General features: G+C 37.4%; 13 protein-coding genes and 1 pseudogene. 12 read left to right on the plus strand and 2 right to left on the minus strand.

Features of this window, described 5'->3' with window-relative positions; translation table 11 throughout:
• Positions 1-53: 53 nt before the first annotated feature.
• The 8 genes from ATCC51562_RS01820 (at position 54) to ATCC51562_RS01855 (ending at position 8,489) form a co-directional block, all read left to right on the plus strand.
• Entirely contained in the window at positions 54-1,823 is a 1,770-nt protein-coding gene (locus tag ATCC51562_RS01820; protein WP_021090852.1) for a hypothetical protein, read from the plus strand.
• Positions 1,824-1,920: 97 nt separating this feature from the next.
• Positions 1,921-2,826, plus strand: coding sequence for an AEC family transporter (locus ATCC51562_RS01825; RefSeq protein WP_021090876.1), 906 nt, complete (start codon positions 1,921-1,923; stop codon positions 2,824-2,826).
• 62 nt (positions 2,827-2,888) lie between these two features.
• The gene (locus ATCC51562_RS01830) at positions 2,889-3,143 is read left to right on the plus strand and encodes a hypothetical protein (protein WP_021090687.1); all 255 of its coding nucleotides are present in this window, start codon (positions 2,889-2,891) and stop codon (positions 3,141-3,143) included.
• Positions 3,144-3,152: 9 nt separating this feature from the next.
• A complete protein-coding gene (locus ATCC51562_RS01835) occupies positions 3,153-3,815 on the plus strand; it encodes a response regulator transcription factor (RefSeq protein WP_021090576.1) in 663 nt (220 codons plus the stop codon).
• Positions 3,808-4,977, plus strand: coding sequence for a sensor histidine kinase (locus ATCC51562_RS01840; RefSeq protein WP_021090511.1), 1,170 nt, complete (start codon positions 3,808-3,810; stop codon positions 4,975-4,977). The genes ATCC51562_RS01835 and ATCC51562_RS01840 overlap by 8 nt, the downstream gene beginning before the upstream one ends.
• Before the next feature lie 127 nt (positions 4,978-5,104).
• Positions 5,105-6,580 carry an aldehyde dehydrogenase family protein gene (locus ATCC51562_RS01845; protein WP_021090659.1) on the plus strand — a complete coding sequence of 492 codons (1,476 nt, stop codon included), beginning with the start codon at positions 5,105-5,107 and terminating at the stop codon, positions 6,578-6,580.
• Positions 6,581-6,759: 179 nt separating this feature from the next.
• Positions 6,760-7,461, plus strand: a complete 702-nt coding sequence (locus tag ATCC51562_RS01850) for a metallophosphoesterase (protein WP_021090835.1) — start codon at positions 6,760-6,762, stop codon at positions 7,459-7,461.
• 2 nt (positions 7,462-7,463) lie between these two features.
• The gene (locus ATCC51562_RS01855) at positions 7,464-8,489 is read left to right on the plus strand and encodes a hypothetical protein (RefSeq protein WP_021090826.1); all 1,026 of its coding nucleotides are present in this window, start codon (positions 7,464-7,466) and stop codon (positions 8,487-8,489) included.
• Between the two features lie 90 nt (positions 8,490-8,579).
• Here the strand turns inward: ATCC51562_RS01855 and ATCC51562_RS01860 are convergent, their stop codons facing one another.
• Entirely contained in the window at positions 8,580-9,401 is an 822-nt protein-coding gene (locus ATCC51562_RS01860; protein WP_035167171.1) for a YihY family inner membrane protein, read from the minus strand.
• Between the two features lie 3 nt (positions 9,402-9,404).
• Positions 9,405-10,127, minus strand: coding sequence for a plasminogen-binding N-terminal domain-containing protein (locus ATCC51562_RS01865; RefSeq protein WP_021090557.1), 723 nt, complete (start codon positions 10,125-10,127; stop codon positions 9,405-9,407).
• Between the two features lie 113 nt (positions 10,128-10,240).
• Between ATCC51562_RS01865 and ATCC51562_RS01870 the strand changes: the two genes are divergently transcribed.
• From ATCC51562_RS01870 to ATCC51562_RS01885, 4 genes and pseudogenes are all read left to right on the plus strand, one after another.
• Positions 10,241-11,410: a peptidoglycan DD-metalloendopeptidase family protein gene (locus tag ATCC51562_RS01870; protein WP_021090769.1), complete on the plus strand. Its 1,170-nt coding sequence runs from the start codon at positions 10,241-10,243 to the stop codon at positions 11,408-11,410.
• A gap of 9 nt (positions 11,411-11,419) precedes the next feature.
• Positions 11,420-12,787 carry a magnesium transporter gene (mgtE, locus tag ATCC51562_RS01875; RefSeq protein WP_021090506.1) on the plus strand — a complete coding sequence of 456 codons (1,368 nt, stop codon included), beginning with the start codon at positions 11,420-11,422 and terminating at the stop codon, positions 12,785-12,787.
• Complete coding sequence (locus ATCC51562_RS01880) at positions 12,772-13,356, plus strand: NUDIX domain-containing protein (RefSeq protein ID WP_021090636.1); 585 nt, start codon at positions 12,772-12,774, stop codon at positions 13,354-13,356. The genes mgtE and ATCC51562_RS01880 overlap by 16 nt, the downstream gene beginning before the upstream one ends.
• A gap of 178 nt (positions 13,357-13,534) precedes the next feature.
• Positions 13,535-15,640, plus strand: a pseudogene (locus tag ATCC51562_RS01885) (RNA degradosome polyphosphate kinase); the annotation flags it as partial.
• Between the last annotated feature and the right edge of the window lie 141 nt (positions 15,641-15,781).

The following is a 15,781-nucleotide window of genomic DNA, read 5'->3' on the forward strand; positions in this document are numbered from 1 at the left end:
TACTTTCTAAATTTATCCGATATTATCTGCAACATCTTTAAAAAGGATTTTAGATGAATATCACATCATTAAAATATAACTTTATAAATTTAAAAGATTTAAAAAATCCTACAGATATGCTCCATGCCTTTAAGGATAAACAAGGTTTAGAGATAAATAACGAACAAATTTCAAATTTAAAAGAAAGTATCAAAGTAAGCAAAGTTATAAATATCACTGATGCTGAGATAAAAGAGCAAAATAGACACAAAATCCTACAAAAAGTAGAAGAAATTTTAAACAACTACTCAAAAAATCTCATCTACAGCAACAATAAAATTCACTCCGATGAACTTTCTAGAGGCTATCATTTTAGTGAAAATGCCTACTTTAAAAATATAAAAGCTTCAGATAGTAGCAGCATGCTATCTACACTAAAAAGTGGATACTTAGAAAATACAAAATTTAAAAATTTAAACGATTACGCTTATTCAAACACTCTAAAAACAAAATATGGCGAGGTAGAAGTATTTTTAGATATTTACGGCGATAACGATAAACTTGGCACTACAAAATTAGAAAATAATAGCTATCTTTTTAGCTTTGATAGCAACAATGACGGCGTGCTAGATCAAAAAGATATACTCTTTGATAAGCTAAAAGTAAAGGGTTACGACAAAGATGGAAATGAAAAAATAGCAAATTTAAGCGATGTGATGCCAAGGGTTGACCTTAGGCAGTTTATCAGCACAAATGTCATAAATCACAACCAAATAAAAAGAGAAGAGCTAAATCGTAAAGCAACGATCACAAATAATCCCGATCTTTACGTGGATACAAAAGATATTGATTATAGACACTCTTACTACGCCTCAGATCCAAATACTTTGTTCGCTGCAGAAAACAGATATGAAAAGATAGAGAAAAATGATATAAATAATTTCTTTAAAAAATATGCCCAAAATGACGGCTGGGTCGATCTAAGACACAATAACATCTTTGGCAAAGATAGCTCTTTTAAAAATTTTGCCTATCTTAAAGTGGGTTTTGATGACACTGCAAGACTAAACGAGTTTAATCCGATCATTGAGCCGAGCAAAGATTACAAAAAAGATGAAAATTTCTCATATACAAAATTTCAAAAAGATAGTTTTATGAAATTTTACAAAGATTATAACGCTGAGTTTGACGCATACAACAAGATGATAGAAAATCTTGGTAATAATTTAAAGAAATTTGAAGAAAATGCGGATGCTTATATATCAAAGCTTGAGAAGACAAAATCAGCCAAAATGATAGCCATGGAAAATGAATTTAGTAAAGCAACTGGGCTTGAGTTTAGTATGTCAAATTTAAAAAAGGTAAAAAGAGCTTTTATGCTAAATGAATCCACGGCGGCAACAGCCTTACAAGATAGTGACAGCGTAATAGCTATGAAGCTAAACAAAGATGGTAGCATCAGACTAAAATTTGATAGTGGTAGAGAGATAGACGTAAAAGAGCTTTATAACGATACTGGCAAGCTAAATACACCAAGTGAGCTAAAAACTAGCATAAATTTAGAGGCAAAAGAGATGAGTAATATGCAGCTAAATAGCTTGGATTTTAAAGATATTGGCTTCATGCAAGGTGATAAAATCGTAAGCCTAAAAGATGCTGGAGCGATCGCTATTGCCAATCTATCTAATAAATTTGAGAGTAAATTTTTAATCAGTCTAAATAATGGCAAAAGCATATCTACAAGAGAAATTTATAATATAAGCTATCTTGAGAATGATTTAAAGAGCAAAGAAAAGATAGATGAGAGAGATAAATTTTATAAAAAGGTTGATATCAAGGCATAAATTTTGAGAGCAAATTTTAAAAAAGGTTTATTGTAATTTAATCTTATGGGTCCTATAATCAATTTTCCGTAAAAATTTAGATTTAAAAGAGAATGCTATGAACTTCACTCCACTTTTTGCAATTTTTTTCATAATCGCAACTGGTTTTTTTGCTAAAAAAGTCGGCATTGTTGAGCAAAAGCACTCGATCCCATTTGTGGATTTTGTCCTTTGTTTTGCAATGCCTGCGCTAATCTTTGACAAAATTTACCACGTAAATGTCGATGCCTCGCTTATAAACACGATCCTTATCGGCTTTGCTTCAACCGCCATTAGCGCCGCTTTGGCATTTGTCATAGGCAGGGTTTTTAAATTTACCAAAATAACAACCGTCAGTATGGTCATGCTAAGCCTTTTTGGTAACACCCTATTTGTCGGTATGCCTGTCATTCAGGGCTTCTTTGGCGATGCGATGGTAAATGAGGTCATCTTTTACGACCAAATAGCCACTGGTATCCCACTTTCGATCCTTGGACCACTCATCCTATCTTTTGCCGCACCAGAGAAGGTTTCATTGTTTCAAAATACAATGAAAATTTTAAAATTTCCACCATTTATAGCGCTTATCATGGGTCTTATCTTAAAAGAAGTCCCGCTTCCAGATTTTATCTTTGCGCCACTTAGGATGTTTGAAGGCAGCGTCACTCCAGTAGCACTTTTTGCGATCGGTGTTGGCCTTAACTTTAGTAGCATCACAAGCTCATATAAAGGCGTTAGCGTCGTGCTTTTGTGCAAGATGATCTTACCAGCTATCGTATTTTTCATCATATTGAAAGTCTCAGGTATCCAGATGAGCAAAACTTGGGTCGTTGGTCTCTTTCAATGTGCGATGCCGACATCAGCCCTTGCAAGTGCGATGGTCATAAAAGCTGGACTTGATAGCTCGCTAGCCATCTCATCAGTGGCCATAGGCGTGCTATTTTCATTTATCACGCTTCCAGTTATATATTTTGTATTTGCGTAAATTCACGCTCACTTAACACTAAAGAGATAGTATTTCATCATATTTCATTTAAAGGAGACGTTATGAAGAAATTACTACTAGTTGCACTTGGTGCTATGTTTATGCTTGGTGGTCTTGCAAATGCTACTGAAATGATGAAAAAAGATGACATGGGCAAAGACGAGATGATGAAGAAAGAGCAGATGATGAAAGATGACATGGGCAAAAAACCCATGGTAAAAAAAGATGAGATGAAAAAAGACGACATGGGCATGAAAGACGAAATGAAAAAAGACGACATGGGTATGAAAAAAGACGAAATGAAAAAAGGCATGTAAAGGTGCTTAATGGTTAGAATTTTGCTCGTTGAAGATGATGAAATTTTACTTGATCTCATCAGTGAGTATCTAGTTGAAAATGGCTATGAGGTCACTACTTCAGATAACGCCAAAGAAGCGCTTGATCTCGCCTACGAGCAAAATTTCGACCTGCTTATACTTGACGTCAAACTCCCACAAGGAGATGGCTTTTCACTTCTTTCTTCCTTAAGAGAGCTAGGTGTTAGCGCACCTAGCATCTTTACCACCTCGCTAAATACCATTGATGATCTTGAAAAAGGCTACAAAAGTGGTTGCGACGACTATCTAAAAAAGCCATTTGAGCTAAAAGAGCTACTTATCCGCATACAAGCGCTTCTAAAGAGAAATTTCTCACATCACAGTGGCGATGTGATCAAAATTTCAGATGAGCTTAGCTTTCATCCGCAGAGCAAGACACTAAGCAAAGATGGTAAAAATGTAAATATCTCGAGTAAAGAGAGCGACCTACTCGCCCTATTTTTACAAAACAAAGGCAAAATTTTAACCAAAGATGAAATTTTTAATAAAATTTGGAAATTTGACGAGGAGCCAAGCGAACTTAGCCTTCGTGTCTATATCAAAAATTTACGCCAAATTTTAGGCAAAGATGCCATTTTAAATAGGCGTGGAGACGGCTACGTCTATGTCTGAAAAAACGCAAATTTTATTTAAAATTTTATCCCTTTATCTTGTTAGCTCCGTGCTATTTTTAGGATATTTTTTCATCAATAACTACAAAAATAAAAAAGAAGCGCTCATTTTAAACGAGGTTAAGAGCCTAAAAGAGATAAAAATGGGCATTTACATGAAAGCTAGAATGAATGGACTTGACTCAATTTCAAGTCTAACAAAAGAAAAAGGCGTGCATGCTTGCATCGTGCTAAACAATGGCGAGAAAATTTATAAAGACTTTGACTGCCAAAAGATCGACAAAAGCAAAAATGTAAATTTGATCGGCGGCAAGGTCGCGATATTTGAAAAGATCCAGTACATGGACGACAACACCACAGACGAGCTCTCACACGCAGATATTTTTCTAGTTGGCAAAGATATCAAGGCTGAAATTTTATCTTTACAAATTTCAACCACGCTAAAGGCACTCTTTTTCTTTTTTGCACTGCTCTTTGTCGCCTTTTACCTAGCAAAACTAAGCCTAAGACCGCTTTATGAAAAGATAGATACGCTAAACCGCTTTATAAAAGACTCAACACACGAGATAAACACACCTCTAAGCGTCATCTCGATGAGCATAGAAACGGCCGATCTTGACAACCTAAATGAGCGAAATTTAAAGCGTTTTAACAACATTAGCCTTGCCGCAAAGAGCCTAAATAACATCTATGACGCACTCGTTCATCTAAGCTTTAACCTAGATAAGCCTGGCAAAAAAGAGCTCATAGACCTAAATTTACTAACCAAACAAAGGCTAAACTACTTCTCGCCATTTTTTGCCAAACGTGGACTTAAGATAGATGCCAGCCTAAAGCCCAGCTTCATAAACGCAGACCTTGAGGATATGAGCAAAATTTTAGATAATCTCCTAAGTAATGTCGCAAAATACGCAGCGCAAAATTCAGAAGTACGCATCGTTTTAGAGCCAAATTTCTTTAGCATAAGTAACACCGGTCGAGGCATCAGCAAAGAGGATCAGATGAAAATTTTTGACCGCTACACGAGATTTAACGACGATCAAGGCGGCTTTGGCATAGGGCTAAATTTAGTTAAAGAGTGCTGCAAGAAAAATGACATCGCCGTAAAATGCCAAAGTAAACTTGATGGTGAAACTACGTTTTTGCTCTCTTGGCAGAGTTAAATTTTAAAACAATCCTACTTTAAATAATAAAATTTATTAAAAAAGAGAATTTATGTCCAAAATTTATTTTTGATAAATTTTATTAATATTATAATCCTTTTACAAAATCTTAATCAAGGAGAAAAGTATGAAACTACTAGAAAAATATGGGCTTTTCATAAATGGTGAGTGGCGCGACGCAAAAGACGGCGCTACACTTGATTCAAAAAATCCAGCAAACGGCGAGCACCTTGCAAAGATCGCTGACGCTACCGAAGAAGATGTAAATGACGCAGTTCGTGCTGCACGTGAGGCTTTTAAGAAATTTAAACACACCACAGTTAGCGAGCGTGCAAAGCTTTTAAACAAGATCGCTGACATCATTGATGAAAACAAAGAGCACTTGGCAAAAGTTGAGAGCATGGATAACGGCAAGCCGATTAGAGAGACGCTAAATGTTGATATTCCTTTTGCAGCAGAGCATTTTAGGTACTTTGCTGGCGTTATCATGGGCGAAGAAGGCAGCGCAAACGTCCTTGACGAGAAGCAACTCTCTATCGTTTTACGCGAGCCAATAGGCGTTGTGGGTCAGATCGTGCCTTGGAATTTCCCATTTTTAATGGCAGCTTGGAAGCTAGCTCCAGTGATCGCAGCAGGCGATGCAAGCGTGTTTAAGCCTTCAAGCGAGACAAGCCTAAGCGTGCTTGAGCTATTTAGGCTGATAGATAAAATTTTGCCAAAAGGTCTTATCAACATAATAACTGGAAAAGGTAGCAAAAGTGGTGAGTGGATCAAAAATCATCCAGGCCTTGATAAGCTAGCATTTACTGGCTCAACCGAGATCGGCCGTGATATCGCCATAGCTGCGGCTCGTCGTATCATCCCAGCCACACTTGAGCTTGGCGGTAAGAGTGCAAACATCTTCTTTAGCGATGCAAATTTAGACAAAGCGCTTGACGGCCTTCAGCTTGGAATTTTGTTTAACCAAGGTCAAGTTTGCTGCGCAGGATCTAGAATTTTCGTAGAAGAGAGTTTTTATGACAAATTTATAGAGGCTGCGGTTAAGAAATTTAGCACTATAAAGGTTGGCGATCCGCTCGATCCTAGCACTCAAATGGGCTCACAAATCAATAAAAAACAAGCTGAGCAAATTCTAAACTACGTCGAGATCGGCAAAAAAGAAGGTGCAAAAGTAGCAGTCGGTGGCAAAGCTTACACAGCAAATGGTTGCGACAAGGGCGCATTTGTCGAGCCAACACTGCTAGTTGATGTGACAAACGATATGAGAGTGGCTCAGGAAGAAATTTTTGGCCCAGTTGGCGTTGTCATTAAATTTAAAGATGAAGCCGAGCTTATCAAAATGGTAAATGATAGCGAATACGGCCTAGGTGGCGGAATTTTCACACAAGACATCACAAAGGCACTTCGTGTTGCAAGGTCTATGGAGACTGGTAGAGTCTGGATCAACACCTACAACCAAATCCCAGCAGGAAGCCCATTTGGCGGCTATAAAAACTCAGGTATCGGCCGCGAAACACACAAGATCATCCTTGAGCACTACACTCAGATGAAAAACATAATGATCGACCTAACCGGCAAGGTTAGTGGCTTTTACGCACAATGATTTTAGGGAGCTTAGGCTCCCTTCTACTTTAAATTCCTTAAATTTTAAATATCTTTTACTAGGTCTTAACTTTAATATATCGCTAGCATTACGCCAATATAGTACAGCTATACAAAAGTGTTTTCTTAACACTACATTTTTAAGCTTAATAGACTAAAATTTGGCACAAAGGAGAAAAATTGAGCGAGCAAATTTATATCATAGGCGATGTGCACGGCTGTTTTAACACACTTTTAGAGCTTATCAAGCAGTTTCCAGACAAAGAAAAATCACAAATTTGCTTTGTCGGAGATGTGATAGATCGGGGGCTTTTTAGTTGCGATGTAGTCGAGCTTATCATACAAAATAACTATAAAATGGTAATGGGAAACCACGAAAGAAGGTTACTAAGCAATAAATATGAATTTTTAAACAACCAAGCACCATTTGATACAAGTTGGTTTTACAATAATGGTGGCGAAGAAACATACAGATCATACCTAGCTCAAAGCATGGGGTTCAAGCAAAGGCATATTGATTTTTTAGAACAAAGACCGGTTTATCTGGAGTTTAAAGATTACAAAAACCAAAATGGCGAGCATTTGGTCGTTTCGCACTCGGCTGTTGGCAAATTTTGGACTTTAAGAGATGATGATAGCTCAAGAGATGAGTTTAGAAAGCATGTACTATCAGGCAGAGGCGATATGATGCAAGTTGAAGGCATATTTAATGTCTATGGCCACACGCCAGTGCGTGAGGCTAAGCTCTATACAAATAGCGCAAATATAGATACGGGATGTATTTTTAACGAAGAAGGATATGACAAGCTAAGTGCCTTAGAATTTCCATCGATGAAAATTTATACGCAAAAAAATATTGAAAATTTTAATAAACAAGGATAAAAATGTGGTTTTCTAAAAAGAGCTCTAGCTTTGCAAGCAGAGTTGATAAATTTTGGAGCGAGTTTGGCAAAAATTTAGACGCCATCAAACAAAATTTAGAAGATAAAAATTTTGAAGCTGCAAGCGAAATGGCCGAAGAAGCGCTAAATTTATGCTTAGTCGATCCAACTTTTATGATAGGCCTTATTGATGGAAAGATCGATCTAGTACTCACTCCAGAAGGACTAAAGCACAGGCTTTTGTGGCTTAAATTTATCAAATCGCGCATGCCAAAAGAGTATGAGTCAAAGCTTACTTGCACACTTGGCAAGCCACGCGCACCACGAAACGTCGCTACTATACAGATGCATGGCGTAAGCGTTGATGCAAATGAGGTCATGGTCTATGCAAATTTTAACGACAAAAGCGTGGATATGTGCCTATATAACGAAACTTTAAGTAAGCTTAAAAGCGAAGATGAAAATAAGGCTTATACATTATCGCTCATACTTTGTGACAACGTAGTTGGTGAGATGATCATGATAAATATGCTTGGAGAGTTTGAGATAATAGACGAGCCAAGAGAAAAAGGCGTACCACTGATCGACTTTGCAGATCTTATAGATGAGAAATTTGGTAAAGAAGCCTCAAACGAGCCACTTAAGAATTTTATGGTCTATGAGCTAGAGCCTCGTTCAAACAAGCTACGTGACGACGTTTTCACAGGATATACATCTCTTAGCGAGCTACTAAACGAATACTACGACGGCGCAAGCGATACTTATAACGAAGCTTTTGAGCTTGGCATAAATTTTTGCTTTTTAGCCATATCTCACGGTGGCGACATACAGTTTGGCGTTGATAGCAAAAACAAAATTTCAGACGCGCTAAAAGAGAGTGAAATTTGTGAGATCATAGGTGAAGCAAATGGCGAGATGCGATCTTACATAGATCTTATCTGCTTTGACAAAGACAAGCTAGAGAAAAAGACTAAAGAATTTAGCAAAGAACTTGGCGTAAAGATAGAAATTTACGAGTTTAAACGCTGATTTTACATAAGATTTTACATAAAATAATACAAATCACACTAGCTGGTAAATTTATAAAAATATATTGCCAGCTGGTACTAACTATTAAATTTATCTTTTAAATTTTGAGCTGTTTGAGAGATAAGCACAAAGCTTTAGCCCATATAAAAAGATGATCCACGAGATGTAGATCCAGACAAAGAAGAAAAGCACTGCTGAAAACGAGCCATAAACGCTTAGATAGGTTTTATTATAAAGGACATAATAGACAAAGGCCGACTTGCCAATATACCAAACAAGCGAGGCGGCAAATGAGCTAAAAAATGCGCTCTTAAATTTTATCTCGTCATTTACTGAGATGAGATATGTGATGCAAAATATCGCCCAAATGATGAGATATGGGAATATGCTTAAAAAATTTATCGAGTTTGTGATCACGTTTGAGTTTAGCATCTCTTGAATGAGGCTTGAAAGATAAAAACTACCAGCAAGACCAAGTGGCGCGAGTGTGATAAGCGTCCAATACGAGCTAAGTGCTGACCAAAATCCTCTAGCCTTACTTGCACGTGTCACTTTTAAAACTACATATTCATAGTCGCTAAAAAACATGGCTGATGTAAATATCATTGCTACAAAGCCAACTAAGCCTAAATTTCCGCTATTTTGTAAGAAATTTTGCAAGTAGTTTGAGATGATCTCTTGGTTACTTGGCAAAAGAGCCGAAAATATAAAGTCCTGAATTTTGGCGTAATAATCCTCAAAACTAGGCAATTTTGTAAAGATAGAAAACGATATAAGAAGTATCGGAATAATCGATAAAATCGTATGAAAACTAAGGCTTGAGGCATAGTGGAAGAGTTCTTTGTCCTTAAGCGTTGGGAGCAAATTTAAAAACTCTTTTAATCTTTGCTTACTTAAGGACAAACGGCTCATTTATCAGTTATCTTCTTCAAAAAGTTTTTCATAGTGAGCATCGTAGTTGTTGATGTGCTCGCTATTTAGCTTCCAAAAGACGGTGTCTATGTCGCTAACTCTTGTATAAAATGGCAGCTGATAGTACTCAACCTCACCACTTTTAAATTCTTTTAGTACTTTAAAGCTTTGGCAATCAGCAAAAACGCTTCTGCCATCCATTGCTACGAAAATTAGACCGGCTGCACTTTGAGCGCACATTTTTCTAAAGTCATCTCTGCTTGGATTTGGCTTGTATTCGTAGCTTAGATACGCTCCTATAATATCTGGGTGGATAAATATCATATTTGGAAACGCAGATGTGATCTCTTCGTAAATTTCTTTATTTGGCACGATGATTAATGAGCGGTTATAAAGATAGTTTAGCACGACCATATCGCCATTTGCAGGTGCAATGCCTGGAAGCGGGAGCGCCTTTTGCTCAAGTAGATCAAACACCTCAAATCTAATCTTAGCAAAGCCAGAATTTTTTGAGATAACGCTAACTCTTGCGATGATAGAGCTATCAGTATCAAATTTATGAAGTACGACACCACTTGAGCCGATTAAAATTTCTGGACTATCAACTATCGTCGCTGTGCCATCACTATCGACGCTAATTATAGGAGTTCTATACTCATTTAAAGAAAAATCAGCCCCAAAAGCAAAGCCAAAAACTAGCGATAAAATCACAAATATACGTTTCAAAAATATCTCCTAGGTTTAAATTTTTAGAGCGATTATAGCCTAAAATGCTTTATCTTTTGCAAAATTAAAGCAAGTTTTAGTTAAAATCCCACCAGCTTTTTAAAAGGACATTAATGCCTCGTATTTTTATAATTTTTGCAATATTATCTATAAATTTATACGCTATAAAGCCAAGTGTCGAAGAGCTTAGCTGGCCAAATGGAAGTAACTTCTTAAATTTCTTAGAGACAAACAAAATCCCACTTTCACTTTACTATAACTTAGCAACCGAAGATCAAGAGCTAACAGAAGAGATCATCGCTGGCACAAAGTATCAAATTTATAAAGACGACAACGGTAACACTAAACAAGTACTAATCCCTGTTAGTGACGAGCTTCAAATGCATATTTTTAGAGATGACAATGATAAATTTAAGCTCGAATTTCTTCCCATCTCTTATCAAAGTGAGGATAAATTTTTAGCCTTAAAGGTGGACAAATCAGTCTCAGAAGACATTTTTGACTACACTGGCTCTGGCACATTAGCTCTTGGCTTTAAAGAAATTTTTAAAGGAAGTGGCATTGATTTTAAAAAGATAAATAAAGGCGATACGATTGCTATCGTTTATAATCAAAAAATACGTATGGGCCGCTCTTTTGGAACTCCAGAAATTTATGCTGCGATGATAGAAACGAAAAATAAACGATATGTCATGTATAAATTTGAAGATAAATTTTATGATAAAAATGGCAAGAAAAATGATAAATTTTTACTAGTTCGCCCTCTTGCAAACGCCAGAATCACATCAGCTTTTACTCTAAAAAGATGGCACCCTATTCTCCAAAGATATAGAGCACACCTTGGCGTTGACTACGGTGCTCCAAAAGGCACACCAATCAAAGCCGCAGGCGATGGCACGGTTAAATTTGTCGGACAAAAAAGCGGATATGGCAGAACCGTCATCATCTCTCATGCTGGTGGCTACGAGACACTTTATGCTCACCTAAATGGCTTTGCTAAAAGCATAAAAGGTGGTCTAAAAGTCAAGCAAGGCACGCTTATAGCCTACGTTGGTACAAGCGGTATGAGCACAGGGCCACATCTTCATTTTGGTCTTTATAGAGATAATAAGCCTATCAATCCAGAAAGTGCAATAAAGGTCGTTAAAAGCCTAGAGGATAAGAAAGAATCAGCTAAATTTAAAGCAGTTGTTAGCAAAAATGACGAGCTAATAAAAAATGCTTTAAGCAATGAAAAAGAGTATCACAAAGTGGAATTTTTCCCTAATGTAATAGAATTTTAAAGGTAAAACTTGAGCCAAGAACTAGAAGAAGCAAAAGAGCTGATAGATCAGCATTTAGATGAAAATTTAGAAGACAATGAACTCTCGCCTTACGAGCTAGCCCAGCACCTAAAAACACTTAAAAAGCACGACGAAGAGCTTTTTGCTCACTATCTTGAAAAGCTAGATCCTGAAATTTTAGGTGATGTTGCTATCGAGCTACCTGATCACATGCTAAAAGATGTGATCGAACAACTTCCAGCCGAAAAGATCGTAGAAGCACTTGAAGAGCTAGAGAGTGATGATGCGACTGATTTGCTTCAATACATCGAGGACATTGACGAGGATAAAGCTAGAGAGCTCTTTAACGAACTTGATAGAGAAAACCAAAATGAAATTTTAAGACTTAGAAGCTACGAAGAAGATAGAGCCGGTGCGCACATGCAAACAGAGCTTTTTTCGGCTCACCTTGAAGAAAAGCTTGGCAATGCAGTAGCAAGACTTAGACGAGAAAAGCAAGAAGGTAAGTTAGAAAATATCTCACAGCTTTTTATCATCGATAAAAATGGAGTTTTACAATATGCTATTCCGCTTGAAGATCTTATACTTTTTGATTTTACAAAGACGCTAAAGCAAAATATCGAGTCAGCGCAGATCGATCACTACAAGCCACATGTTGCAAATGATATGGACCTTATGCAAAATGTCGCTGATATGTTTCAAGAGTACGATTTAAATGTTATCGCAGTTACAAGTAGCACTGGAATTTTACTTGGTCGTATCACGTCTGATGACATCCATGACTACATTCAAGAGAGTGCAACTGAGCAAATTTATAACCTAGCCGGCGTTGATGACGAGTCAGAAGAGGACGATACGCTTTTTAAGGCTGGTCGTGGTCGTGCGGTTTGGCTTGGTGTAAATTTACTAACAGCTCTTTTTAGCTCATCCATAATCGGACTTTTTGACGAGACAATCGCAGCCTATGTCGCTCTTGCTGTTTTAATGCCAATAGTTGCGTCAATGGGTGGAAATACTGGCACACAAGCGCTTGCCGTTACGGTTCGCCGTTTAGCACTTGGTGAGATCGAGTTTAAAGATGCCAAAAATGTCTTAAAACGTGAGGTTAGTATTTCACTCATAAATGGACTAATCTTTGGTGTGGTAATGGGCATAATCGCCTCTGTTTGGTTTGACAAAGGTATGCTTGGCGTTGTTATCGGGCTTAGCATGGTTACGAATTTATTCTTTGCTGGCTTTTTTGGCACGATCATACCTTTGACGCTAAGGCGCTTTAACATAGATCCTGCAGTCGGTTCAGCCGTCATTCTTACTACTTTTACTGATGCGATAGGATTTTTTAGCTTTTTAGGACTTGCAAAATGGATACTACTATAACTAATTTAGAAATTCTGCCTCTTGGTGAATCAAAATACCTAAAGCCATTTAAGATGAAATTTATGCAAAATGGTGTCCAAAGAGATTGGGACTGCGTCAAGGTGATGAATAGTGTTAGTATTTTTTTATATCACGAGCAAAAAGATGCCTTTTTGTTCGTAAAGCAGTTTCGCCCGGCTGTTTGGTACTCACAAGAGAAAGAAGGCATCAAAACAAATGAGCAAGGCTTTACTTACGAGCTTTGCGCAGGGCTTATGGATAAAGGACTAAGCGAAGAGCAAACAGCCAGAGAAGAAGCGATCGAAGAAGTAGGCTATGAGCTAAAAGAGATAGAGCGTATCACGATGACATACGGTGCTTTTGGCTTTGGAGGCAATATGCAAACGATGTTTTACGCAAAGATCGATGAGAGTATGAAGGTAAATTCTGGTGGTGGCGTCGATGGCGAAGATATCGAGCTTGTTTTCATAAAACGAGAAGATATGATGAAATTTGCCTTTGACGAGAGCAAAGTCAAGGGCTTTGGGCTCATCTTTGCTTATTTGTGGTGGGAGAAATTTAAAAGCTAAAACGATATCTTTTTAATAAGCGCAAAAACAACGACTGCCACTAAAAAGATACCAACTAATATCACATAATCAGACATAACAAGCCTTTAAATTTAAGTTTTGGCTTATTGTAACCAAAATTTTAAATAAAGTAAGAACTTTATAACCGCACATATCATAAAATAACTCAAAAACGCACAAGGAGAAGATGATGAGCGAAAATGAAACTCTTTTTATAAACCGAGAATTAAGCTGGCTACGCTTTAATTCAAGGGTGCTCGCTCAGTGTGAAAAGGAAATTCCTTTACTTGAAAAGCTAAAATTTATAGCCATTTATATGACAAATCTAGACGAGTTTTATATGATCAGAGTTGCTGGCTTAAAGCAGCTTTTCGCAGCTGGAGCTACTACGAGCAGTGGCGATGGCATGAGCCCACTTGATCAGCTAAGAGAGATTAGAAAATATCTACAAAATGAGCAAAATTTAGTAGAAGATCACTATAAAAAAACAGTAAATGCTCTTAGCAAAGAGGGGCTTTTTATAAAAAATTATGACGAGCTTGATAATAGTTTGAAGCAAAAATGCGACGAATACTTTTTCTCAAATATCTTGCCAGTCATCGTGCCTATCGCTGTCGATGCGACTCATCCATTTCCGCACCTAAACAACCTTAGCTTCTCTCTTGCCGTTAAGCTTGCTGATATCGAACATCCAGAAATTTTAAAATACGGCATGATAAGAATTTCAAGAGTCTTGCCACGCTTTACACAGCCAAGTAGCAATGTTTTTGTGCCGATTGAAACGATCGTGCATCGCCATGCAGAAGAAATTTTTCCAGGGTATAAGCTACTTAGCTCAGCTGCTTTTAGAGTGACAAGAAATGCTGATATCGTCATCGAAGAAGAAGAGGCGGATGATTTTATGATGATACTTGAGCAAGGGCTAAAGCTTCGCAGAAAAGGGGCTTTTGTTCGTATGCAAATCGATAAAAACGTAGACGCTGATATCTTGGACTTCTTAAATTTTCATATGAAAATTTTTCATAAAGATGTCTATTTTTCAAGCATTCCACTCACTCTTAGCTCACTTTGGGAGATAGCTGGAAGCAAAAATTTTACCCACCTGGCAAATGCACCTTATGTTCCAAAAACGCTACCACCATTTGGCAATGGCATATCTGTATTTGACGCCATAGACAAAGAAGATGTGCTCTTAGTGCATCCATTTGAGAGTTTTGATCCAGTTGTAAGCTTTATAAAAGAAGCTAGTAAAGATCCAAAAGTCATATCTATTCGAATGACACTTTATAGAGTCGATAAAAGCTCACCAATAATTCAAAGTCTAATAGACGCCGCAAGTGACGGCAAGCAAGTAACCGTGATGGTTGAGCTAAAGGCAAGGTTTGACGAGGAAAATAACTTGCACTGGGCAAAGGCACTTGAAGACGCAGGTGCGCACGTGATATATGGCATCACAGGCTTTAAGGTGCATGCAAAAGTTAGCCAGGTCATCCGCCAAATCGGCGATAAGCTTAAATTTTATATGCACTTTGGTACAGGCAACTACAACGGCAGTTCGGCTAAAATTTATACTGATGTTAGTCTATTTACGAGTAAAGAAGAATTTAGCCAAGATACGACTTCGTTTTTTCATATCCTCTCAGGATATAATAAAAATCGCCGTCTAAACGCTCTTAGCATGTCGCCTTTTCAGATAAAAGAGCGCATTATCGAAAAGATAAGAGTGGAAGCTAGCAAAGGCAGCGAGGGTAGGATCATCGCCAAAATGAATGCGCTAATCGACGAAGATGTGATAAATGAGCTTAGCCGCGCATCAAACGCAGGCGTGAAGATCGATCTTATAGTTCGTGGTGTGTGCGGACTAAGGCCTGGCATAAAAGGCAAAAGCGAAAATATAAAAGTTCGCTCAATAATCGGCAAATACTTAGAGCATGCTAGAATTTTATATTTCAAGCACGCCAATCCAAAAATTTACATCTCAAGTGCTGACTGGATGCCAAGAAATCTAGAGCGTCGCTTGGAGCTTATGACGCCTATTTTTGAGCCAAGGCTTCAAGAGAGGTTGCTTGAAATTTTAGAGCTTCAGATAAGCGATAATGACCTAGCTTTTGAGCTACAAAATAGCGGTGAATACGTAAAAGTAGCAAGAAGTGAAAATGAAAAAGTAATATCTTGCCATGAAGTTTTGGAAAATTATATATCTAAAATTTATAAATCCGTAAAAAAAGATACAGATAAAGCAAAAGCCGATATGCTCGCAAGCAAGCTCTTAAAAGAGAGCTAAAAACAAATTAAGCTTTTAGACCCAGTCTAAAAGCTATTTTTAAATTAGCATAAAAACACTAGCGTTTGATTAAGTAAGTCTTATTAAAAATTTCAAATCCGCAGCAAAAAGCAAAATTTATAAAATTGCTTGAGCCCCTCA

This window comes from Campylobacter concisus ATCC 51562 (genome assembly GCF_000466745.1).
GTDB classification, from domain to species: Bacteria; Campylobacterota; Campylobacteria; order Campylobacterales; family Campylobacteraceae; genus Campylobacter_A; species Campylobacter_A concisus_B.

Bases quoted from the DNA above. Each gene is read 5' to 3' on its own strand.
- ATCC51562_RS01835 (WP_021090576.1), top strand. From the start codon at position 3,153: ATGGTTAGAATTTTGCTCGTTGAAGATGATGAAATTTTACTTGATCTC.
- ATCC51562_RS01870 (WP_021090769.1), top strand. From the start codon at position 10,241: ATGCCTCGTATTTTTATAATTTTTGCAATATTATCTATAAATTTATAC.
- ATCC51562_RS01840 (WP_021090511.1), top strand. From the start codon at position 3,808: ATGTCTGAAAAAACGCAAATTTTATTTAAAATTTTATCCCTTTATCTT.
- ATCC51562_RS01880 (WP_021090636.1), top strand. From the start codon at position 12,772: ATGGATACTACTATAACTAATTTAGAAATTCTGCCTCTTGGTGAATCA.
- ATCC51562_RS01825 (WP_021090876.1), top strand. From the start codon at position 1,921: ATGAACTTCACTCCACTTTTTGCAATTTTTTTCATAATCGCAACTGGT.
- ATCC51562_RS01830 (WP_021090687.1), top strand. From the start codon at position 2,889: ATGAAGAAATTACTACTAGTTGCACTTGGTGCTATGTTTATGCTTGGT.
- ATCC51562_RS01855 (WP_021090826.1), top strand. From the start codon at position 7,464: ATGTGGTTTTCTAAAAAGAGCTCTAGCTTTGCAAGCAGAGTTGATAAA.
- ATCC51562_RS01820 (WP_021090852.1), top strand. From the start codon at position 54: ATGAATATCACATCATTAAAATATAACTTTATAAATTTAAAAGATTTA.
- ATCC51562_RS01845 (WP_021090659.1), top strand. From the start codon at position 5,105: ATGAAACTACTAGAAAAATATGGGCTTTTCATAAATGGTGAGTGGCGC.
- ATCC51562_RS01860 (WP_035167171.1), bottom strand. From the start codon at position 9,401: ATGAGCCGTTTGTCCTTAAGTAAGCAAAGATTAAAAGAGTTTTTAAAT.